Raw genomic sequence first — 21020 nt, 5'->3', positions numbered from 1 at the left:
GACCAGCGTCACATCCAGATGCCGGGCTGCCATGACTTTCTGCAGACGTCGCCTGCTTAAAGGGCCTGCACGACGCACTCCCGGAAAGCTGCCCCCTCTCTTTTCTTGCTGGGCTGAAGCCGAAAGCTGACGCTAGTCAGCCGGCCAAATTTTGTTGGCGTCGTCCGAGACCATCAAGATGGGGGAGGTGGACGTTGCATCTTTCCGGTGGTGGAAAAGATATTCTTTTAATCTTTTTGCTGTCGATATCGTGTCATCATAGGTGAAAATTTCAGCATAGAGATTTTCCCGTAATGCGCGCTTCGAGTCTACGTTCATCATCAGGTTCTTTAGATGTAATTCCAATTCATTGGGATTCCCTGCGATGTAGCTGGCGTTAATGATGCTGATGCCAAGTTGGTTTAAATTGGCATGCGTATCGGTAAAAATGATCGGATTTCCGGTTGAACAGTATTCTGCCAGTGTCGAGGAAATATCGCCAATGTATACATCGGAACCCAATACATCATCCAGGAAGTCAGGTCCGGAAATGAAGTTGACATTTTCCAGTTTTTTTAGCTCCTCCAGCATTTCCAAGACGTGCTCGTTTCCTCCGGCGCGGTGCAGTGCTGAGAAAAGCATCGGGTGCGTGATGAAATTGAGGATGATATCATTCGTGCGTGCGATAGTAAGAAAAAAATCGATGAATTCATGAATGCCCGAGTCTTGCATTACTGTCCAGCGCGGTTTCCAGGCAATACTGAACTTATTGAACTTGTTCGGGTGCTTGTCGTAATGCAGATAACTATCGATTTTTAGATATCCGAGAGCCACGAATTTTTCTTTTTCAGGAAATATCAGGTCTGATTCAATAAATATACGCCAGGCATTGGTGAGAAATTCATTATTATTGAGGAATTGATAATCTCCTTCCCATTTTATCAATGTGGCGCCATATGAGAAATGTGCAACTCTTCCAATGGTGCAAAGACTGTCCGAACGAAAGTCCGGAGTAATATACATATCATATGGGTTGGATGTGAAAATGAAATCGGGTTCAAAAGCATGTAAGGTCGCGATGTCAGGGTTGACGATGTGCGGGATACAGTGCTTGTCCAGTAATGCCGATACTTGACTTCCAGACGCGCCCGGAGAAAAATCATACTCGATTCGGTCGCAGGCAATAATGAGGATGTTGAAGCGCTTGTCTTTTTCTACTTCAAGAAAAAACGTAATGAAATTGTTGACATATACATCATTTAATATAATGGCTATGTTTACTTTTTTTATTCTTGTCAGTTCAACAAGGCGATTTGTAACGTCGTCATCGCTTGTTTCCTTGAGGTTTACATAGATAAAATTTTTCATCGAATAGATAGCTATCTCATGGTTGCTGCTACGCCTGCTTTAGTTCTTGATGCCTTTCCTGTGCCCCCGTCCAGGCCGGAATGCGGAAATTTATGCTTTATTTTCAGAGCGAGAAGCTTTATTAGGGCTGATGGATTAAGGGGAGTATTGCTAATTTTTCTTTCATGTGAAGAAATTGGAATTTCTATTTATTAATGTTTTTTTGGATGTAAATTTCTTATGGAATTTTAATTTATGTAATCGTAGTGTGCAGTATAGTCGCTAATTTTAAGCTTGGGTAGAGTGATATCAATTAGATAACTTTCAAGGCAATTGCCTTCCTTATGAAAATTTTTTCTTTTGATGGTTTTTTTTAAAACATTGTTCTTATATTTTTGGTGCTTGTTCAGGGAAATCACTGCAGGCGGCGTTTTTGTGAAGGTAGCCGCATATCTTGGCAGGCGCCTGAGTCAGCAAAGTGCGGCCAGCCTGTTGCAAGTGCCTTGGCCGGCATGCGGTTGAAGGCCGCGACGCGGTAGAATAGACCCCATTGAATTTTGCACGAAACGGTACACAGGATGGAAATGGTAATGCAAGAGGCCGGCGCTCCGGCAGGTTCACAGCAAGCGATGCAGCCCGGTCCGGCTTTCGTCCACTTGCGCGTGCACTCGGAGTACTCGATCGTCGATGGCCTCGTGCGCATCGACGACGTGGTCAAGGCGGCGGCGAAGGACAAGCAGGTGGCGCTGGCCGTCACCGACCTGTCGAACCTGTTTGGCATGGTCAAGTTCTACAAGGAAGCGCGCGGCAAGGGCATCAAGCCCATCGTTGGCGTCGACGTGTGGATCACGAATGACGACAACCGCGAAAAACCGTCGCGCCTGCTGTTGCTGGCGAAGAACCGCATGGGCTATCTGCAGCTGTGCGAACTGCTGTCGACGGCCTGGCTGACGAACCAGTACAAGGGGCGCGCCGAGCTGCGCATCGAGTGGCTGCAAGCGCTGGCGACGAATACCTATGACCTGTACCCGGGCGAAAGCGCGGCCAATGGCCTGATCGTGCTGTCGGGCGCGCATTTCGGCGACGTCGGTATCGCCATCGAGAATGGCAACCTGGCCCTGGCCGAACGCAATGCGCAGCGCTGGGCCGAGATTTTCCCCGGCCATTTCTATATTGAAATCCAGCGCGGCGGCCAGGCCAACCAGGAAGCGCAGGTACGCCATGCGGTGGCGCTGGCGGCCAAGCTGGGCTTGCCCGTGGTGGCCACGCATCCCGTGCAATTTATTTCTCCTGAGGAATTCATTGCCCACGAAGCCCGCACCTGTATCGCCGAAGGCGAAATGCTGGCCAACGCCAAGCGGGTGAAACGCTTCAATGACAGCCAGCGCTTCCTGTCGCAGGCCGACATGGCGGAATTGTTCGCCGACCTCCCGGCCGCGCTGGCCAATTCCGTGGAAATCGCCAAGCGCTGCAATCTGACCTTGACCCTGGGCAAGCCGCAATTACCGAACTTCCCCACGCCGCCAGGCATGACGATCGACCAGTTCCTCGTCGCCGAATCGCAGGCGGGCCTGGAAAAGCGTTTGATCCAGCTGTATCCCGATCCCGAGCGCCGCGAAAAGGAGCGTCCGCGCTATGAATCGCGTTTGAAATTCGAGACGGACACGATTTGCAACATGAAATTCCCCGGCTACTTCCTGATCGTGGCGGAGTTTATCCAGTGGGCCAAGGAAAACGGCGTGCCCGTCGGCCCGGGCCGCGGTTCCGGTGCCGGTTCGCTGGTGGCGTATTCGCTGCTCATTACCGACCTCGATCCGTTGCAGTACAACCTGCTGTTCGAGCGCTTTTTGAATCCCGAACGCGTTTCGATGCCCGACTTCGATATCGACTTTTGCCAGGAAGGGCGCGACCGCGTCATCCAGCACGTCAAGGATTTGTACGGCAAGGAAGCAGTCTCGCAGATCGCCACCTTCGGTACCATGGCGGCCAAGGGCGCGATCCGCGACGTGGGCCGCGTGATGGATTTCGGCTACAACTTCTGCGACGGCATCTCGAAGCTGATTCCGTTCAAGCCCGGTAAACCCGTGTCGATCGCCGATGCCATCGAGGAAGAGCCGCTGCTCAAGGAGCGCCTGGAAAACGAGGAAGAGGTCAAGCAGCTGCTGGACCTGGCGCAGCAGGTCGAAGGCATCACGCGCAATATCGGCATGCACGCGGGGGGCGTGCTGATCGCCCCGGGCAAGCTGACGGACTTCTGTCCGCTGTACACGCAGGGCGGCGATTCGGGCGTCGTGTCGCAGTACGACAAGGATGACGTGGAGGCCGTCGGCCTCGTGAAGTTCGACTTTTTGGGCTTGACCACGCTGACCATTCTCGACCGCGCCGTGCGCTACATCAAGCAGCTCGATCCCGCGCAGGCGAACTTCGACCTGGCGACCTTGCCGCTGAACGACAAGCCGTCGTACGACTTGCTGACCAAGGCCAAGACCGTGGCCGTGTTCCAGCTCGAGTCGCGCGGCATGCAGGGCATGCTGAAAGACGCGCGTCCCGACCGTTTCGAAGACATTATCGCGCTGGTGGCCTTGTACCGTCCCGGTCCGATGGACCTGATTCCGGATTTTTGCAAGCGCAAGCACGGTGAACGTTTCGATTATCCCGATCCGCGCACGGAATCGATTCTGTCCGAAACCTACGGCATCATGGTATATCAGGAGCAGGTGATGCAGATGGCGCAGATCGTCGGCGGCTACTCGCTGGGCGGCGCCGACATGCTGCGGCGTGCCATGGGCAAGAAGAAGGCTGAAGAGATGGCCGAGCACCGCGAGATCTTCCGCGCCGGTGCGGCGAAAGATGGCTTGACGGCGGAAAAGGCCGACGAGATCTTCGACTTGATGGAAAAGTTCGCCGGCTACGGTTTCAACAAATCGCACGCCGCCGCCTACGCCCTGCTGTCGTACCACACGGCTTACCTGAAAGCGCATCACACGGCCGCCTTCATGGCCGCCAACTTGTCGCTGGCCATGGACGACACGGACAAGATTAAGATTCTGGTGGAAGACTCGCTGGAAATCTGCAAGCTGACCTTGTTGCCGCCCGATATCAACGAATCCGACTACCGCTTCACGCCGAGCGGCGCGCCGCCGTCCGTGAGCGGCAAGAAAGTCACGCAGATCCGTTACGGCCTGGGCGCCGTGAAGGGCTCGGGCCAGAATGCCATCGAAGCCATCATCGCCGCGCGCGAGGCGGGCGGGCCATTCACGAGCCTGTTCGATTTCTGCAAGCGCGTGGATAAAAAGCAGATCAACCGCCGCACCATCGAGTCGCTGATCCGCAGCGGCGCGTTTGACTGCCTGAAGGTCGACCGCGCCATCCTGCTCGCTTCCGTGGCGTTCGCCATGGAATGCGCCGACCAGGCCGCCAAGGCGGCCAACCAGGTGAGCCTGTTCGGCGGCGACGACAGCGACATGGTGGCGCCGCCCGAGTACGTCAAGGTGCCCGTGTGGACAGATAAACAGCGCCTGACGGAAGAAAAGATCGCGCTGGGCTTTTACCTGTCCGGCCACCTGTTCGATTCGTATGCGCCCGAGGCGCGCCGTTTCGCGCGCACGAAATTGTCGGAACTGTCGCCTTCGCGCGAGCCGCGCATGATGGCCGGCGTCATCACGGGCTTGCGCACGCAGATGACGCAGCGCGGCAAGATCCTCATCGTCACGCTCGATGACAAGAGCGGCACGGTGGAAGTGACGGTGTATGGCGAACTGTTCGATGCCAACCGGAAAATCTTCAAGGAAGATGAATTCCTGGCCGTCGTGGGCAAGGTATCGGAAGACCGTTTTTCGGGCGGCTTGCGGATCACGGCCGAGAGCGCTTTCGACATCATCGCCGCGCGCGTGCAATATGGCCGCCAGCTGGGCCTGACCTTGCCGGCCACCCTGGACGCCAAGCGCATCCGAGACGTGATCATGCCGCACCGAGCCGAGACGGGCTTGCCGATCGCCGCGCGGGTCAGCCCGCAAGGCGTCAGCTGCGTGCTGCAGTTTGGCGACGAGTGGAAAGTGGCGCCATCGGATGAATTGCAGATGGCGCTGGAGCAGATGCTGGGTGCGCAAGAGGTGGCGGTCGAATACTGACCGGCACCGTTCGTGGCATACGACAAAGCCAAACCGCAGACATGCTGGTTTGGCTTTTTTTACGTTTACATGTCTTTCAGGCCCGTGATCGCATAGCCCTTGGCGGCGATCTGCTGGTGCGGCTGTTCGATATGGTAGTCCGGCAATATCTGGGCATCGTCGGCCACTTCGCTGGCGCGTACTTCTAGCTGCCAGTCGGTATTGGTCACTTCTTCCGGAATGAGTTTTCCTTCCGGCACGGCGAGGTAGGAAAAAATGCCGTCGTGCTCGGCCCGGCGGTAGATGTCTACGCGCATGAATGCCTCCTAGTAAGCGTTGGGGGAACCGGCGCACCGTAATGCGTACCGATAGCGCTAGCGTAACAGGATTGCGCCGTGCACGGGTTGTAGCGTGTGCCGCAGGTGGGGGCGGCGCTCAGGCGACAACGGAAGCGTAGTCGTCGTCATCGAGCATGGCCGCTTGCCGCGCCTCGCTGGCGGCGGCCGCAGCACCTGCCGTGGCGGCTTGCATCGGGCTGCGATGGGCGTCGAGGCCGCTGCGCAGGCTGGCGATCATGGCCAGCGTCAATTCGTGGCGCTTGCGTGCTTCCGAGCGTTTTTTGGAAGGAATGTCTTGCAGCGCCGGCAAAGGCAGGTTTTCGCACGCTAACTCAAAATCGCCATCCTGGCGTACTTGCGCACCCAGTTCTTGCCATAGCGCATTGTAGTCGGCGAACAAACGGCCTTTCTTGGCGGAGTGGTGTACGGCGCGGTTGATATTGCCGACAAGAAGCATCTTGCGGCAGCCGTGCTCATATCCCAGCTGGCGCACCAGGCGCACCATCAGGGTCTTGGGACGCAAGCCGTGCAAGTCGCGCGTTGCCTCGCGCACGCGGTGTGCGCTTTCCTCGCCCTTCGGGCCTTGCAGGCAGCCGATGCGCATGCCCAGGGTGGCGCGCAACTGGCTGCCGAAGAAGGAAAAGGCGATCGAATAGAGGACGTCGTCGTCATCCACCAGTTGCAGCACCATCTCGCCTTCGCGGTCCATCGGATGCAGCGAACACAGTTGCAGGTGGTAGGACGCGCCCGACTTGCCCGCCACTGTGCCCAGGCGTACGGGCCCGTGCGCCGCTTGAGCCATCAGCTTGCCCCAACCTTGCTGCAAGATGAAATGGTAGTGTTCGGCCAGCAATTCCACGCGCTGGTGGCAATTCAAGGTCAGGCTCAGGTAAGGCCGGTAGACCTTGTGGATCATGTGCGGATAGGCATGTACCAGATCATGAAACACCGGATGCGAGTTCAGCAGTTGCAGCCATAGTCGGGTTTGGCGCTGTTGCACGCGGGCGCGCAGATGCAGCTTGAGCAGTTCACGCCAGCGGCGCATGCCGCTCGGCATCGCCATCAAGCCGTCAGACAGGGTAATAGTTGGCATCATCGTGCGCATGTCCATGATAAAGGAGGAGCGTCGAAGCCGTTCCGGCTCAGACGGGTACAGGGCTGCTGACGCCCTCGTGGTTTGCCAGCAGGATGGTGGTGCCGCGGCTGCCCCGCGCCAGCTTGCCGGCCAGTCCGCCTGAAAACCGGCGCGGCCAGCCGCCTTGCTTGTGTGCTGGCAAGACGACTTCGTGGCAACCCAATAGCTCAGCCGTATCGAGGATCGTAAACAGCGGCTCGCCGGCGAAAATGTGGGTGCTGAAATCGATATGAGAGCGGCTCAGGTAGAGTCCCGCCTCGTGCATCATGTGCTGCGTGGCCAGGTCAAGGGCATCGCATTCATTGGCGCTGTGCCGGGGCAGGCCATCGGCGCAGCGTCGCGGCGCCGGTGTCACGTGCAACAGGCTGACGCACACTTTGATGCCCCATTCCTGCAGGCGCCTGGCGTAGCGCGCACCATAGATGATGTCGCTGGCGCGCTTGACGGGCAAGAGCAGCAGCAAGGTATCCTGGCCCGGCTTGCCGCAGGCGCTCGCGGCGCTGTCCGGGGCGCGGGGGCGTTGCGGGGCAAGGCGCGATGCATGCATGTAAAAGATGGCCGTGGTGGAAAAACCGTGTCATCTTATCCATGCCCGTATCCGCTGTAAATTGGCGAAACAGCGTACGGGTTTCCCTTATGTTCGCGTGTTGTTAATAGCGGTAAGTGACATACACGGCGCCGATCGGCGATGTCTTGCGCTGCACGATGGGGCTCTTGGCCGCGTCGCCCAGACGGCTCTCGACGCCGATCAGCGTATTGATGCCCCAGCGTGCATCGAAGCGGTGTTCCCAGTTGACGGTGGCTTGCGCTTCGTAGAAACCGCCCTTGGGCGTGTATTGCTTGAACGAGGTATTGGCGGCCTGGGTGGCCGTCACGCCATACATGGTCTGCACGTACTTGCGCTCGCCCCAGCCCAGCTGGCCGCCGATGGTCACGCTGTCTTGCTGCACGCCCTTGGCATCGGCCCGGCCGTAGATCTGTCCTGTGGCGCCGAAATGCACGTTCGCGCCATTTTCGCGGTTCGACAGGGGAATGTCGCTCGTGACGCTCAGCGACAGGCCCGGCAAAGGCGAATAACCGGCACTGAGCAGGGCGCTGGCGTTGCCCTTGACTTCGCCCATGCCCTTCAGGTAATCGCTGCCGCCCCAGCCGTTGGCGCCCGTGCGCTTGTGGTCTTCGCGGTTGCCGCGGTAGCCCAGTGCGGCGCTGTAGCTGAAGGCGCCTGCCTGGCCGCCATAGCCGATGCCGCGCGACGTGCTGAAGAACAGGCCATTGGCCATGGCGTAATCGAGGATGATCAGCGGCGAGGCCGACAGCTTGTCGGCGCCGGAATAGCTGGAGACGGCGGCGACACCGCCGCCGATGGTGAAGACATTTTCCGCCGGCGGTTCGGCCGCCGCGGCGGCCAGCGGGTTGAGGATCATGCCGCTGGCAAGTGCCAGCGAGGTCAGCAGGGTTGTGGGTGCGTGCATGGAGTTTTCCGTCAGATGAGAACCGAGTCCGGAGTGGCTCGATTGACTGCCGGTAGTATCTGTCCTTGCCATGAAGGAAAAATGAGCCTTTTATTAAGATTGCATGAAGAGCGCTTCTTTACCCTTTCTTCAGCTTGCGGTGGTTTAATACCCACCATGAAGATATTGCTGATTGAAGATGATATGGATCTGGGCAACGGCGTGCGGATCGCCTTGCGCGACCAGGGCATGCAAGTGGTCTGGGTGCGCAGCCTGGAAGATGCGGCGCGCAGCATCGAGCACGACAGTTGCGAGCTGGTGCTGCTGGACCTGGGCTTGCCCGATGGCGATGGCCTCGATTTGCTGGCCCGGCTGCGCGCGGCCCGCTTGCCGGTGCTGATCCTCAGCGCCCGCGACACGCTGGAACAGCGCTTGCGGGGCCTCGATGGCGGCGCCGACGATTATCTGGTGAAGCCCTTCGTGCTGGCCGAGCTGCTGTCGCGCGTGCGCGCCCTGGCGCGCCGCAGCTATGGCTTCGACGGCGACACCATCGAGTTGCGCGGCCTGCTGCTGCAGGTGCCCACGCGCCGTGTCAGCGTGCATGGCCGGCCCGTGGAGCTTACGGCCAGTGAATATGCCTTGCTGAAGACCTTGCTGATGCGCGCCAACCGGGTCATCACGCGCCGCGTGCTGGAAGAACATATCCTGCCCGGCGGGCTCGCCAATGCCAGCAATACCCTTGACGTGCATATGGGCAACCTGCGCCGCAAGATAGGCGAAGGCTATATCCGTACCGTGCGCGGCGTCGGCTATGTCATCGACCAGCAGGGCGAATCATCCACCCCATCGGGTGCCGGCGCATGATGGGGCGTTTCTGGGCCATGCTGCGCCAGCCTACCCTGGTGCGCCGCCTGATGATGGCGCAAATGCTGATGCTGACCATGGTGTGGAGCCTGGCCGTGGCGTATGTGCTGATCGAGGGCGCGGATGAAGCGAGCACTGTCAGCCGCGGCGTCCTGCATGCCATTATCAGCGTGGCCGATAACCTGGCCGAGCAGCCGCAGCGCCAGGAACAAAGCTTGCGCGCCATCGACGAAGCCCTGCGCGAGGAGTTTGAAACGGGGCAGGTGCCGGAACTGGCGCCGCGCATCCTGGTCTGGCGCGAAGGCAAGCTGGTCTACAAGTCGCCCGATGCGCCCAGCGGGATCCGCAGCGCCGGCCCGGAACAGATGGAAGTCGTGTACATCAAGGGCCAGGCCTGGCGCAGCCGCAGCCTGGCAGAGGGCGGCACGCGCGTGACGGTGCTGGAAGCGGGAGGCGCCTGGCAATTGTTCATCACCATCAATTCACGCGGTTACTACCTGCTGCCTTTGCTGATCAGCTTGCCGTTCCTGCTGGTGCCGGCCTGGCTGTCGATCCGCCTTGCCATGCGCCCGTGGCGCAAGCTGGCGCAGGAGGTGGCGGCGCGCGGGCCGCAGGATTTGCGTCCGCTGACCTTCAAGCCGCCGCATGGCGAACTGGCAGCACTGGTTGACAATATCAATGCGCTGCTGCAGCGGGTCGATGCCAGCGCTGCGCGCGAACGCAGCTTCATCGCCGATGCCACGCATGAGCTGCGCACGCCGCTGGCGGCCATGCGTGTCAATGTCGAGGCCTTGCAGGGCCAGGTACATGATGCGCGCCAGCAAGAGCTGCTGGACGGTATCTTGAACAGCGGCAACCGGGCCGCGCGTCTGGTGGGCCAGCTGCTGCAGCTGACGCGCAGTGAAGTGCAGGCGGGCGCGGGCGAGTTGCCGCGGCGGCAGGCGCTCGATACCTTGCTGCAAGATCGTCTGGCGGCCCTGTCCGGCCTGGCCCAGGCGGGCGATATCGAGCTTGAATTGCAAGCCAGCATCTCGCTCAGCGTGCCCGGACAGCGCGAGAGCCTGGTGTCGCTGATCGATAACTTGGTGGAAAACGCCATCAAGTACAGCCCGCGCGGCAGCAGCGTGACGGTGTCGCTGCATGCGGAGCGGGGCCAGGCCGTGTTGCATGTGGCCGATCAGGGACCGGGCATCGCGCCGGCACTGTATGACCGCGTGTTCGACCGCTTTTTCCGCGCGCCGCAGCAGGCGCAGCCAGGCAGCGGCCTGGGCTTGTCGATCGTCGCTTCCGTCGTACGCCAGCATGGCGGCACGATTCAGTTGCACAGCGGTAACGGTGGCCTGGGTTTGCTGGTGGAGGTGCGCTTGCCCCTGGCCGTAGCCTGACCGCGCTGGCAGGCTTTGCGATATTGTCTGAAAATTATTTCATGTGCCTATAACGCAAGATGGCATGGCGTGGCGCACGCTTGCGATGCATAATGCGGAACAGTTTAAAAAACACCGTTATGCGCCCCTTCCTGTCCCGCTACCTGCCGTATCCCGCCTTTGTCGGCCTGTACCTGCTGTTTGACTGGGCCACGTATATTGACCCGATGTACGGGCTGAACATCACCCCGTGGAATCCCGACCCCGCGCTGGGTCTGGTATTTTGGCTGATCCACGGCCGCAAGGCGGCGCTGCCATGGTTCATCGCCCTGGTGGCCGGCGAGGTGCTGGTGCGCGGCATGCCGGCAGGCCTGCCCCTGACCCTGCTCTGTTCGGCGTGGCTGGTGCTCGGCTATGGCGGTATCGGCGTAGTCTTGCGCCGCAGTTTCAGCAGCAGCGACATCTTCGACAACCGGCGCCGCCTGAGCGCCTGGGTTCTCATCGTGCTGCTTGGCACCGCGCTCAATGCAATCGGCTATATTTCATTGCTGTCGCTCACGGGGCGCATACCGTCCGCCGAATGGGGCACGGCCGTCTGGCGTTTCGGCATCGGCGACACGGTCGGCATGCTGGTGTCGATGCCGCTGATCTGGGTGCTGTTCAGCGAGCGCGGGCGTGAGCGCCTGCATGCCGCCGTCTGGCGCTGGGAAACCCTGGCGTACCTGGCCCTGGCCTGCTTCGTGCTGTGGAGCGTCTTCGGTTCCATCGTGCGTTCCGAATACAAGCATTTCTATTTTTTGTTTCTCCCCGTCATCTGGGCCGCCTCGCGCCAGGGCTTGCATGGCGCCGTGCTGGCCGTGTTTGTATTGCAGTTATGCATCATTACCCTGGTGAAATGGACGCATGCCGTCGATATCCAGTTTTATGAATTGCAACTGCTCGACGCCGTACTGGCGCTGGTGGGCTTTTTTATCGGCATCGTCGTCGATGAAATGCGGCAGGTGGCCGACGAACTGAAGCACACGATGCGCCTGGCGGCGGCCGGCGAAATGGCGGCCGCCCTGGCGCACGAACTGAACCAGCCGCTGACGGCCTTGTCGACCTATGGCAAGGCGTGCGAATACCTGCTGGAACGGGGCGAGAACGGCGCCTTGCTGCAGGGCGCCATCGGGCACATGATCGTTGAATCGGGACGCGCCGCGGACGTGGTGCGCCGCCTGCGCGACTTTTTCCGTACCGGCGCGATGCAGCTCGAGGCGGTGCAGGCGAGCGCCTTGATCGAGGGCCTGGCGCGCCAGTTCGCGCCGCTGTTCCATGAGCATGGCATCGAGCTGGCACTGGCGCCGCCGTCGCCGCTGGCCGTCAATGCGGACCGCCTGCAAATCGAACTGGTATTGCGTAACTTGCTGGCCAATGCACAGGATGCGGTGATGGCCCAGCCGCGCGGCCAGCGCCGCATCACGGTGTCGGCCGAGCCGCTCGAGGGCGGCCGGCTGCGCCTGTCCGTGGAAGACAGCGGGCCCGGCATTTCCAACAGCCTGGCCGCGCGCCTGTTCGAACCGTTCGTCTCGACCAAGGCCAGCGGCCTGGGGCTGGGGCTGGTACTCAGCCGCAGCATCGTCGAAGCGCATGGCGGCCAGCTATGGGCTGAAGTGGGCAAGCATGGTATGTTTCGTTTTATCCTGCCCCTGGCGCACGCCGGTGCAGCTGCCAAGGGAGAGTATGGTGACAAGTAATTTGACGGTGTTTATCGTGGACGACGATCCCGCCGTGCGCGATGCGCTGGGTTTGCTGTTGGGCATACGCGGCTACCGCACGGCGCTGTTTTCCTGCGGCGAGGATTTCCTGCACAGCTGGCGGCCCGAGTGGGCCGGTTGTCTGCTGATCGATATCCGCATGTCGGGCATGGATGGCCTGAGCCTGCAGCGCCGCTTGCTGGAGCTCAAATGCATGCTGCCCATCATCATCATCACGGGGCACGGCGACGTGGCCCTGGCACGCCAGGCATTCAAGGCGCAGGCCAGCGATTTCCTGGAAAAACCATTTGACCACGACAAGCTGCTGGCCGCCATCGATGAAGCGTTTTCACGCGAGGCGCAGGCGCGCGGCCAGTTGCAGCGCCAGGTGGAAGGGCTCGCCTTGCTGCGCGCCTTGACGCCGCGCGAGCGCGAAGTGATGCAGTTGGTGGTGACGGGCCAGCACAACCGCGATATCGCCCCGGCGCTCGGTATTTCCGTACGCACGGTGGAAGTGCACAAGGCGCGCCTGATGGACAAGCTGGGCGTCGATAATGTGGCCGACCTGGTGCGCATCAGCATGCTGGGCACCGGCTAGCCGAGGAAGAGTTCTCTAGGCGATCGCCTTCAATACCTGATCGCTTGAAATTGCCTTGACCCAGTCGCTGCGCCGCGCCACCGTGATGACGGTGCTGTTGGCGCTGTCGAAGGGCGCCCATTCGGGATTCTTCTTGCGCATCAATGCCACCACGGGCACATGCACGGCGTTTGCCAGATGCATGATCGATGTTTCCACCGAAATAATCAGGTCGCATTGCGCCAGCATGGCCGGCAGTTGGAAAAAGTTGTCGACGGCACTGAAGGCCTGCGTACGCGGCAAGTTGTGCGCCTGCACGACGGCATCCACCTTGGCCAGTTCCTGCGGCATGGCATTGATCAGGAAGCAGGCATGCTGCCATTTCGGCATCGCTTGCATGCGCGTGATCAGCTCGGCAATGCGCTCCAGGGGCCAGCCGCGCTTGTGCGACTTGGCAAACGGGTTCAATAGCACGAGCGGACCCTGGCGCGGGGCAAAGCCCCAGGCGGCCAGCTGCTCCTGCGCCTGCTGCAATGCGTGCTCGGGAATGTGCACGAAGGGATAGCGTTCGGCCACGGGAATGTCGAGTCCCGTCAATTGATGGAACCAGTCCGCATACACGCTGCTGATATGGTGTTCGCCGGCATCCTGTCCCGCATACGAGGCCAGCACGGCATCGATCTTGCGGTAGGCCAGGTAATGCCAGGGGCGCAAGGGGCTGAACGGCTTGCGCGTGCCGATCACCAGCCCGTGCGGGCTGATCGCGCGGGCGAGGTCCGCATATTGCTGTGGCCGTACGTGGGCCAGCGACACGACGACAGGATAGTGCTCCGCCTTGGCTTCGCGCAGCGACTCTTCGTACAGCGCGGGGCTGTAAGTCTTGCGGTACACCTTGGAAAACAGGCCCGACTGTTCCACCCAGTCATACAGCGAATAGGTGCGCAAGCTTTCCCATTGTTTGGCGTCGGACGTGCGTCGGACTTCATCGACCCACAGGTGGATCTGGATATGCGGGTAGGCCGCGGCAAAGGCGCGGAAGCCGTTTTGCAGGTAGGTGAAGTCTCCCAGCGCCAGATGGGCGATGAACAGAATTTTGTCCGACTTTTGTAGCAGTTCGGCGGGAATCAAGGGCGTCATGTATCAGTACGATTTCAGGTATTCATTCGATGGTGTCATACCACTGGGTGGGATGGTGTCATGCCACTTGCTGGGAAAATTGCAGGCGGTGCAGATTGGCATAGGCGCCGTTGGCGTCCAATAATTGCTGGTGACTGCCGGTTTCCATTATTTTCCCATGTGACAATACCACGATACGGTCCGCCCGTTCAATTGTTGATAGGCGATGAGCAATAACTAAGGTGGTTTTTCCTTGCATCAGGTGTTCCAGTGCCGCTTGCACGGCCCGTTCCGCCTCCGTATCCAGTGCCGAGGTGGCTTCATCGAGAATCAGGATGGGCGCATCCTTGTAGATCGCGCGGGCAATGGCCACGCGCTGGCGCTGGCCGCCGGACAGGCGCGAGCCATTGTCGCCCAGGCGCGTTTCCAGGCCGTCGGGCAAGCCGTCGATGACGTCCGACAGGAAGGCTGCCGCGGCGGCCGCCTCAATGCGCTGCCGGTCCGGGGCCGCATCGCCATACGCGATATTGGCGGCCAGGGTATCGTCGAACAGCACCACCTGCTGGCTGACCATGGCGATCTGGCTGCGCAGGCTGGTCAAGGCGATGGCATCGATATTCTGTCCATCGAGCAAGATTTCACCGCTGCTGACCGAGTAAAAGCCGGGCAGCAGGCTGACCAGGGTCGATTTGCCGCCGCCGGACATGCCGACAAAGGCGACCGTTTGTCCTGGCGCGATGTTCAGGTCGATGTGTCGCAGGGCCGGTTCCGGATGTCCGGGGTAGGCAAAGCTCACGTCCTTGAACTCGATGCGGCCTTTGCTGCGGCCGGCCAGCGGCTTGCCGCCCGTGCGTTCCGGTGTCTTGTCGATCAGCAAAAAGACTTCTTCGGCGGCGGCCATGCCGCGTTGCAGCGGACCGTTGACTTCGGCCAGTTGCTTCAACGGCGTCAGCAGCATCAGCATGGCCGTGATGAAGGATACAAAGCCACCGACCGTGATCTGCCCCTGCTCCGACTGGAACAGGGCCATCACGATGACCAGGGCCACGGCGGCGGCCGTGATCACCTGCGTGATGGGCACGGTGGCGGAAAAGGTCGTGGTCATGCGCATGCTGTAGCGGCGCAATTGTTCGGCGCGCTCTTCGAAGCGCGCTTTCTCGTAGGCCTGGCCGCCGAAGATCTTGATCACTTGCTGCGCGCGCGTGGTTTCTTCGATGACCTGGGTCAGCTCGGCATTGACGGCCAGCGAGTCGCGGTTGAGTTTTTTCAGGCGCTTGCCCGTGGTGCGCACGACGATGGTCAGCACGGGCAGCAGCACCAGGGTCACCAGGGTCAGTGCCCAGTTCAGGTACAGCAGCCATGCCAGCAAGCCCAGCACGGTCAGCGAGGAGCGCACGATCGAGGTAAACACCTTGGTTACCATCTCGATGATCTGCTGCACCTCGAACATGATGGAGTTGATGACCTTGCCCACCGTGTGCGTGTTGTAGAAGTCGATGGGCAAGTTCAGCATGCTGGCAAACATCCGGCGCCGCAATTCGTTGAGGATGCGCGTGGAGACATAGCTCATCAGGTAGCTGCTGGCAAACGTCGACGCGCCGCGGATGGCAAAGATGCCGATGACGATCAGCGGCACCAGCCAGAAGGAAAAACGCACTTTGCCGCCAAAACCATTGTCGAGCAGCAGCTTGAGCGCATACGGCAGCAGCGGTTCCGTGCCCGCCGTGACGACCATCGCCAGCAGGGCCAGGGCCAGGTGTTTCTTATAGGGCGCGTGCAGCGCGGTAAGGCGCTTCAGGTCGGGCGTGAGCATCGGTATGATTCCTTGCAGGGGGCAGCAAAAACGGTCAGGCGAAAAACGAGCTCAAGCGGTGCGCTCTTGCTGGCGCAACAGGGCCCACAATATCACCATCGGGAAGACCAGCATGATGATGCCGATATTCAGGGTGAGCGAGCTCGTCGTAAGGCCAAAAATCAGGTAGCAGGTGCATAGCACCACGCCGGCCAGCGCGAACGGCCTGGCGCTGCCATGGCCGTGACGCAGTGCTCGCACAAACAGAGCCAACGGCACGAGGAAAAGCGCCAATAAGGCCAGTACGCCGACGATGCCGCGTTTGACGAGTGCATCGAGGTAATCATTGTGGGCGTTGGTGTAGTCTTTGATGCTGGCGTCCATTTTGCCCCCCTCCGCAAGCTTTTGCTTGGCGGCAAGGTAGCCGCTGCGCCCCATGCCAAGCCAGATATGCTCATCGGAAAGAGCCCATGCGGTACGCCACATTTCCATGCGTTGGCCGATGGACGTCGTCGCATTATCGTTGTCTTTGAATTCTTTGATGTCCTCTAACGCGGCCTTGACGCGTTGCGGTACGGGGGAGTCGGGCAGCATGTAGGCAGATATGGACACGGCGACAAGTGCACTCATCAGAGCGCCCAGGTAGTAGGTGCTGCGGCCCTTCGAGTAATAAAAGGAAAACACGCAGCCGCAGACGGGCAAGGCCAACCAGCCGCCACGGCTGCCACTGATGATGGAACCGAGGATGCCCGCCACGCCACCGGCCAGTAACAAGCTGATCCATACCAGGCGATAGCTGCTGGCCCGCGCCCAGCCCAGACCGCAGAGGCATAACATCCCCAGCAGTATGCTCACATTTCCATAATGGATGGCATTGCTGGTGGCGGCCTGAGGACGGGGCATGTCAAGCATGAGCAGTTGCCAGGATGCCAGAGCGGCACCGCCAATGGCGCCGACAGCCAAGCCGCCCCACCATGCGGCCGCACGCGGCGGATAGGCGATCAACAGCAGCATGACGGGCGCCGCCAGCAGCGCGCGCAGGGGCATGTCGAGTTCACGGGCCGGATCCGCGTGGTACAGCATGTTGGCCGTGAAAACACAGAAATACAGCAACAGCGTGCCCAGCAGTAGATAATCCTGGCGTTGCAGGTTCAGGCGGGGACGTTTCCATAGCAACCAGCTGCTGGCCAGCAGCAGAACCAGCGCGCCAAGGGAATATCCGCTGGTGACAGCCAACGCCAATGCCGAAAAGAGAAAAACACAAACAGAGGTCAAGCCGAGCATGAATATCCTTGGTAACGCACGTCGTCGCCATTATGGCAACTGTAGCAACATAAAGCAGGCGTCATTGTAATCGAAGGTTCATGCAAAAACGCCGACGTAAAAATTGCTTTTTTGAAATCAATTCACCAAGCCCAAGGGTATAAACGAAAAAACCATGGTTTTGAACCATGGTTTTTTTGTAAGCAATGGTAACTTGCTGTAATTTTGTCAAGGCAAGGCGGGCCTTGCCTTGCGCATCAGGCGGTAGCCGGCACGCGCGTGGCTACGCCGGTAGCGATGGCCGCTTGGGACACGGCAGGCGCGACCCAGCTGCGCAGACGCTCGTCGAACGGTGACGGGATCAGTTGCAACGGCGTCAGGGCGCTGCTCTCGTGGCCTGGCAACGGCTCCTTGGCCAGCGCGGCAATGGCGCGCACGCAGGCCAGCTTCATCTCTTCATTGATGGTGGTGGCGCCCACGTCGAGCGCGCCGCGGAAGATGTACGGGAAGCACAGCACATTGTTGATCTGGTTCGGATAATCCGAGCGGCCCGTGGCCACGATGGCGTCGTCGCGCACGGCGTGCACTTTTTCCGGGGCAATTTCCGGATGCGGATTGGCCAGGGCGAAGATCAAAGGCTTGGCAGCCATCGATTCGACCATCTGTGCGCTGACCACGCCGCCCTTCGAGACGCCGATGAAGATGTCGGCGCCGACCATGGCGTCGGCCAGGTCACGGTCGCTCGTATCGTTCGCGTAGCGCGCCTTGTTCTCTTCCATGCTGGCATCGCGGCCCGGGTAGATCACGCCCTGGCTGTCGCACACTTTCAGCAGCGACTTGTTCAGGCCCAGCGAGACGAGCAAGTCCAGGCAGGCGATCGAGGCCGCGCCGGCGCCCGAGACGGCCACTTTCACATTGCCGATATCCTTGCCCACCAGCTCCAGGCCGTTCAGGATGCCGGCCGCGACGATGATGGCCGTGCCGTGCTGGTCGTCGTGGAAGACGGGAATGTTCATGCGCTTGCGCAATTGCTGTTCGATGTAGAAGCAGTCGGGCGCCTTGATGTCTTCCAGGTTGATGCCGCCGAAGGTCGGCTCCATGCGCACCACGGTGTCGATGAACAGGTCGGGATCGTTCTCGGCCAGCTCGATGTCGAACACATCGACATCGGCGAACTGCTTGAACAGGCAAGCTTTGCCTTCCATCACCGGTTTGCTGGCCAGCGGGCCGATATCGCCCAGGCCCAGTACGGCCGTGCCATTGGTGATCACGGCCACCAGGTTGCTGCGCGACGTGTAGGTGCCGGCCGTGCGCGGATCTTCCACGATGGCTTCGCAGGCGAAGGCCACGCCCGGCGAGTACGCCAGGGTCAGTGCGCGCGCGTCGCCCAGTGGTTTGGTGGGCGTGACGGAAATCTTGCCTGCGCGGGGTTGTGCGTGATAGGCGAGGGCGGCTTCTTTCAGGTTGAAGGTTTCGCCGTTCTGTTCGGCATGCTTGCTGTGCGAAGTAGACATAGGAATTCTGGGAGGGGCAACCAGGCCCGAGTGGTAAGTCCGAGCCATGGTATGCAAGCGTTTGCACGCTGTCAAGGCTGGAATGTACTTAAGCGTACCAAAACCGCTTTGGGCAACGGCTTTATTTCAATGCAAGCGTTTGCTCGGTTTTTGACGAAATGGGGAATTTTTACGATAAAATCACAGTATTGCGATCCGGGAAGCCCATGACAAACAAGAACCCCACCTTAAGCGACGTTGCGCGGGCCAGCGGCGTGCACTTTTCCACCGTGTCGCGCGTGATGAACCCGGCAACGCGGCAAATGGTCAGCGCCGAGGTGGCCGCGCGCGTGCTGGCCGAAGCGGGCCGCCTCGGCTACCGGCCGAACCGCGCCGCCTCGACCCTCGTCACGCGCAAGTCGCGCATCATCGGCGTGGTCTTGCCCGACATCACCAACGCTGTTTTCCCGCCGATTTTGCTGGGCATCGAAGAGGGCTTGCGCAAGCATGGCTACCTGGCCATCGTCGCCAATGTGGGCGCCGACGAGGAAGAGCAGCTGTTCGTCATCAACCGCCTGCTGGGGCAGCAGGTCGATGGCCTGATTTTGGCTACCGCACGGCGCGACGATCCCGTCATCAAGATGTGCATCGACCAGAATGTGCCCGTCGTCACCGTCAACCGCAGCGACGAAACGGGCGTCGCTTCCTGCGTCGTCAGCGACGACGTGGTCGGCATGCGCCTGGCCGTGGAACACTTGCTGGCGCTCGGTCACCGCCATATCGCGCACATTGCCGGCCCGGAAAACCTGTCCACGGGCCATGTGCGCCGTCTCGGTTTCCTGGCCGCCATTCAGGCCAGCGAACTCGACCCCTCGCAAGCGTTCGTCTTTGAAAGCAGCGGCTATTCGCGCGAATGCGGCAAGGCGGCCCTGCTGGAACTGCTGCGCCAGTCGCCGCAAACGACGGCCGTGGTGACGGGCAGCGACCTGGTGGCCCTCGGCTGCTACGACGCCATCCGCGAACTGGGCTTGAGCTGTCCCGAAGATATTTCCGTGGTGGGCCACAACGACATGCCCTACATGGACATGATCCGTCCGCCTTTGAGTACCATCCGCATCCGCCACCACGGCATCGGCACGGAAGCGGCCCGGCTGATCCTGCAAACCATCGCCTCGCCCGACTCCCCGGTGATCGACGTGCGCCTGAAGCCCGAGCTGGTGGTGCGCGAGTCGACAGCGCCGCCGCGCGCCTGAGCCTGCCACTTGTTGCCCTTCTTTTGCCAGAGTATGTTTAAATCTTGATATTGATATTGATCAAGACAACGCCATGCAGACGACGGAAAAGCATGCACAGCAGGGAGGCCGCTGATGCCGAAGAATTTCGGCATGCCCGGCAACGCCTGGCGCTATGCACTGGGCAGCGACTATGGTTATTGCTCGCCGCTACTCGAAGGCATTGAATTTGAAAACGAGTGGGTGACGATACGCGAATCGGCGATCCGCGTCCGTGCCGGTTATGCCTGGGATGGCTGTTCGCCCTGTATCAGCGTGCTCGGCCTGTTTTATGTGGGCACGCCCGATGGCGCGCAGCACCTGGGCTTGCCCGCCACCTACCATGCCAGCCTCGTGCATGACGTGCTGTGCCAGTGGCGCGCCGAGATGCCCGTCACCCGCGCGCAGTCGATCGCCATTTTCCACCAGTTGCTCAGGGAGGTGCGCTTCCCCCTGGCGGGACTGTATGCCGGCGCCGTCTTCCTGTTCGGGCCGCGGCGTGGCTTCATGCGGCCCGGTGCGCGCGCCGTAGTGGCCGCCCCGCACCCGCCAGGCGCAACATTAAAGCGGCGCTAACGCCGCCGCCGACGCGCCATGATGTTAAACTGGCGCCCCTCATCGTTTCTCTTGCCCTCTACCGCCATGACCAAAACCAACACGCCTTCCCCGAAACGCCGCGAAGAGGGCGTCGCCAAACTGACCGTCAATCCCTTCCTCGACGCCGAGTTTTACGCGCGCATGCGCGACTACACGGAGCGCGACGCAGCCATCATCAAGGAATTGAAGGCGATCGCCGAAATCCGCGCCGGCAACAAGCAGCCCGATCCCCGCCTGGCGCCGTCGCTGGCCGCCTTGCGCAGCACCGTCAAGAAAGGCTTGAGCTTCGGCGACATGCTCGAGCGCATGGCGGCCGGCAAGGAAAAGGGCTTGTGGGAACCGTGGATGACAACCTTCGGCATCGAGATCCGCGCCGTCAACTACGGCGCCGGCCCGCGCAACGCCTGCCTGGTGCTGGACCTGGCCGCGAATGCTCCCGCGCACGCGATGTTCGCCAAGGCCGGCATCCAGAACTGGCGCAGCCTGGCTGCCGACGACTGCTCCGTCGTGCGCTCGGAAAAAGCGACGGAAACCACGCCGTTGAAAGTGTACGCCGTGTTTTACCTGGATCCGCTGCCGGCCTGATCC

16 protein-coding genes and 1 pseudogene are annotated in these 21020 nt (G+C 60.6%); 8 read left to right on the top strand and 9 right to left on the bottom strand.

Annotation, left to right across the window (positions count from 1 at the left end):
* Nucleotides 1–132: 132 nt before the first annotated feature.
* The gene (locus AC1Q6X_RS17425) at nucleotides 133–1347 is read right to left on the bottom strand and encodes a hypothetical protein (protein ID WP_230502332.1); all 1215 of its coding nucleotides are present in this window, start codon (nucleotides 1345–1347) and stop codon (nucleotides 133–135) included.
* 569 nt (nucleotides 1348–1916) lie between these two features.
* On the opposite strand from AC1Q6X_RS17425, the gene dnaE reads away from it, so the two are divergent.
* On the top strand, nucleotides 1917–5456 hold the full coding sequence (dnaE, locus tag AC1Q6X_RS17420; protein WP_230502684.1) for a DNA polymerase III subunit alpha: 3540 nt from the start codon (nucleotides 1917–1919) through the stop codon (nucleotides 5454–5456).
* A gap of 65 nt (nucleotides 5457–5521) precedes the next feature.
* Here the strand turns inward: dnaE and AC1Q6X_RS17415 are convergent, their stop codons facing one another.
* The 4 genes from AC1Q6X_RS17415 to AC1Q6X_RS17400 form a co-directional block, all read right to left on the bottom strand.
* The gene (locus tag AC1Q6X_RS17415; protein WP_070224376.1) at nucleotides 5522–5752 is read right to left on the bottom strand and encodes a DUF6139 family protein; all 231 of its coding nucleotides are present in this window, start codon (nucleotides 5750–5752) and stop codon (nucleotides 5522–5524) included.
* A 118-nt stretch (nucleotides 5753–5870) separates the two neighbouring features.
* On the bottom strand, nucleotides 5871–6869 hold the full coding sequence (locus AC1Q6X_RS17410; RefSeq protein WP_230502334.1) for a VirK/YbjX family protein: 999 nt from the start codon (nucleotides 6867–6869) through the stop codon (nucleotides 5871–5873).
* A 46-nt stretch (nucleotides 6870–6915) separates the two neighbouring features.
* Nucleotides 6916–7455 carry a universal stress protein gene (locus AC1Q6X_RS17405; protein WP_070224378.1) on the bottom strand — a complete coding sequence of 180 codons (540 nt, stop codon included), beginning with the start codon at nucleotides 7453–7455 and terminating at the stop codon, nucleotides 6916–6918.
* A gap of 103 nt (nucleotides 7456–7558) precedes the next feature.
* Nucleotides 7559–8380, bottom strand: coding sequence for a MipA/OmpV family protein (locus AC1Q6X_RS17400; protein ID WP_070224379.1), 822 nt, complete (start codon nucleotides 8378–8380; stop codon nucleotides 7559–7561).
* A gap of 156 nt (nucleotides 8381–8536) precedes the next feature.
* On the opposite strand from AC1Q6X_RS17400, the gene AC1Q6X_RS17395 reads away from it, so the two are divergent.
* The 4 genes from AC1Q6X_RS17395 (at nucleotide 8537) to AC1Q6X_RS17380 (ending at nucleotide 12921) form a co-directional block, all read left to right on the top strand.
* Entirely contained in the window at nucleotides 8537–9223 is a 687-nt protein-coding gene (locus tag AC1Q6X_RS17395; RefSeq protein WP_070224380.1) for a response regulator, read from the top strand.
* Nucleotides 9220–10608: a sensor histidine kinase gene (locus tag AC1Q6X_RS17390; protein WP_492497927.1), complete on the top strand. Its 1389-nt coding sequence runs from the start codon at nucleotides 9220–9222 to the stop codon at nucleotides 10606–10608. Before AC1Q6X_RS17395 ends, AC1Q6X_RS17390 begins: the two co-directional genes overlap by 4 nt.
* A gap of 119 nt (nucleotides 10609–10727) precedes the next feature.
* Nucleotides 10728–12323, top strand: a complete 1596-nt coding sequence (locus tag AC1Q6X_RS17385) for an ATP-binding protein (protein WP_230502338.1) — start codon at nucleotides 10728–10730, stop codon at nucleotides 12321–12323.
* Nucleotides 12310–12921, top strand: coding sequence for a response regulator transcription factor (locus tag AC1Q6X_RS17380; protein ID WP_070310517.1), 612 nt, complete (start codon nucleotides 12310–12312; stop codon nucleotides 12919–12921). The genes AC1Q6X_RS17385 and AC1Q6X_RS17380 overlap by 14 nt, the downstream gene beginning before the upstream one ends.
* Before the next feature lie 15 nt (nucleotides 12922–12936).
* Here AC1Q6X_RS17380 and AC1Q6X_RS17375 read toward each other — a convergent pair whose 3' ends face one another.
* The 4 genes and pseudogenes from AC1Q6X_RS17375 to AC1Q6X_RS17360 form a co-directional block, all read right to left on the bottom strand.
* The gene (locus AC1Q6X_RS17375) at nucleotides 12937–14037 is read right to left on the bottom strand and encodes a glycosyltransferase family 9 protein (protein WP_070224383.1); all 1101 of its coding nucleotides are present in this window, start codon (nucleotides 14035–14037) and stop codon (nucleotides 12937–12939) included.
* Nucleotides 14038–14095: 58 nt separating this feature from the next.
* On the bottom strand, nucleotides 14096–15829 hold the full coding sequence (msbA, locus tag AC1Q6X_RS17370; protein ID WP_070287849.1) for a lipid A export permease/ATP-binding protein MsbA: 1734 nt from the start codon (nucleotides 15827–15829) through the stop codon (nucleotides 14096–14098).
* A gap of 51 nt (nucleotides 15830–15880) precedes the next feature.
* Nucleotides 15881–17092 (bottom strand): O-antigen ligase family protein, encoded by a 1212-nt coding sequence (locus AC1Q6X_RS17365; RefSeq protein WP_492497925.1) that lies wholly within the window; start codon nucleotides 17090–17092, stop codon nucleotides 15881–15883.
* 254 nt (nucleotides 17093–17346) lie between these two features.
* A pseudogene (locus tag AC1Q6X_RS17360) lies at nucleotides 17347–18585 on the bottom strand (malic enzyme-like NAD(P)-binding protein); the annotation flags it as partial.
* A gap of 206 nt (nucleotides 18586–18791) precedes the next feature.
* Between AC1Q6X_RS17360 and AC1Q6X_RS17355 the strand changes: the two are divergent.
* From AC1Q6X_RS17355 to AC1Q6X_RS17345, 3 genes are all read left to right on the top strand, one after another.
* Entirely contained in the window at nucleotides 18792–19817 is a 1026-nt protein-coding gene (locus AC1Q6X_RS17355) for a LacI family DNA-binding transcriptional regulator (protein ID WP_070224387.1), read from the top strand.
* Between the two features lie 114 nt (nucleotides 19818–19931).
* On the top strand, nucleotides 19932–20411 hold the full coding sequence (locus AC1Q6X_RS17350; RefSeq protein WP_492497924.1) for a hypothetical protein: 480 nt from the start codon (nucleotides 19932–19934) through the stop codon (nucleotides 20409–20411).
* 66 nt (nucleotides 20412–20477) lie between these two features.
* A complete protein-coding gene (locus AC1Q6X_RS17345; RefSeq protein WP_230502344.1) occupies nucleotides 20478–21017 on the top strand; it encodes a hypothetical protein in 540 nt (179 codons plus the stop codon).
* The last annotated feature ends 3 nt before the right edge of the window (nucleotides 21018–21020 follow it).

It is taken from the genome of Janthinobacterium sp. GW823-FHT06H09 (genome assembly GCF_058794735.1).
Note: the sequence above shows the minus strand (reverse complement) of the source record. Positions and strands in the feature narration are given on the sequence as shown.

Bases quoted from the DNA above. Each gene is read 5' to 3' on its own strand.
- AC1Q6X_RS17355 (WP_070224387.1), top strand. From the start codon at position 18,792: ATGACAAACAAGAACCCCACCTTAAGCGACGTTGCGCGGGCCAGCGGC.
- AC1Q6X_RS17415 (WP_070224376.1), bottom strand. From the start codon at position 5,752: ATGCGCGTAGACATCTACCGCCGGGCCGAGCACGACGGCATTTTTTCC.
- AC1Q6X_RS17380 (WP_070310517.1), top strand. From the start codon at position 12,310: ATGGTGACAAGTAATTTGACGGTGTTTATCGTGGACGACGATCCCGCC.
- AC1Q6X_RS17390 (WP_492497927.1), top strand. From the start codon at position 9,220: ATGATGGGGCGTTTCTGGGCCATGCTGCGCCAGCCTACCCTGGTGCGC.
- msbA (WP_070287849.1), bottom strand. From the start codon at position 15,829: ATGCTCACGCCCGACCTGAAGCGCCTTACCGCGCTGCACGCGCCCTAT.
- AC1Q6X_RS17365 (WP_492497925.1), bottom strand. From the start codon at position 17,092: ATGCTCGGCTTGACCTCTGTTTGTGTTTTTCTCTTTTCGGCATTGGCG.
- dnaE (WP_230502684.1), top strand. From the start codon at position 1,917: ATGCAAGAGGCCGGCGCTCCGGCAGGTTCACAGCAAGCGATGCAGCCC.
- AC1Q6X_RS17395 (WP_070224380.1), top strand. From the start codon at position 8,537: ATGAAGATATTGCTGATTGAAGATGATATGGATCTGGGCAACGGCGTG.
- AC1Q6X_RS17350 (WP_492497924.1), top strand. From the start codon at position 19,932: ATGCCGAAGAATTTCGGCATGCCCGGCAACGCCTGGCGCTATGCACTG.
- AC1Q6X_RS17405 (WP_070224378.1), bottom strand. From the start codon at position 7,455: ATGCATGCATCGCGCCTTGCCCCGCAACGCCCCCGCGCCCCGGACAGC.
- AC1Q6X_RS17400 (WP_070224379.1), bottom strand. From the start codon at position 8,380: ATGCACGCACCCACAACCCTGCTGACCTCGCTGGCACTTGCCAGCGGC.
- AC1Q6X_RS17410 (WP_230502334.1), bottom strand. From the start codon at position 6,869: ATGATGCCAACTATTACCCTGTCTGACGGCTTGATGGCGATGCCGAGC.
- AC1Q6X_RS17375 (WP_070224383.1), bottom strand. From the start codon at position 14,037: ATGACGCCCTTGATTCCCGCCGAACTGCTACAAAAGTCGGACAAAATT.
- AC1Q6X_RS17425 (WP_230502332.1), bottom strand. From the start codon at position 1,347: ATGAAAAATTTTATCTATGTAAACCTCAAGGAAACAAGCGATGACGAC.
- AC1Q6X_RS17385 (WP_230502338.1), top strand. From the start codon at position 10,728: ATGCGCCCCTTCCTGTCCCGCTACCTGCCGTATCCCGCCTTTGTCGGC.
- AC1Q6X_RS17345 (WP_230502344.1), top strand. From the start codon at position 20,478: ATGACCAAAACCAACACGCCTTCCCCGAAACGCCGCGAAGAGGGCGTC.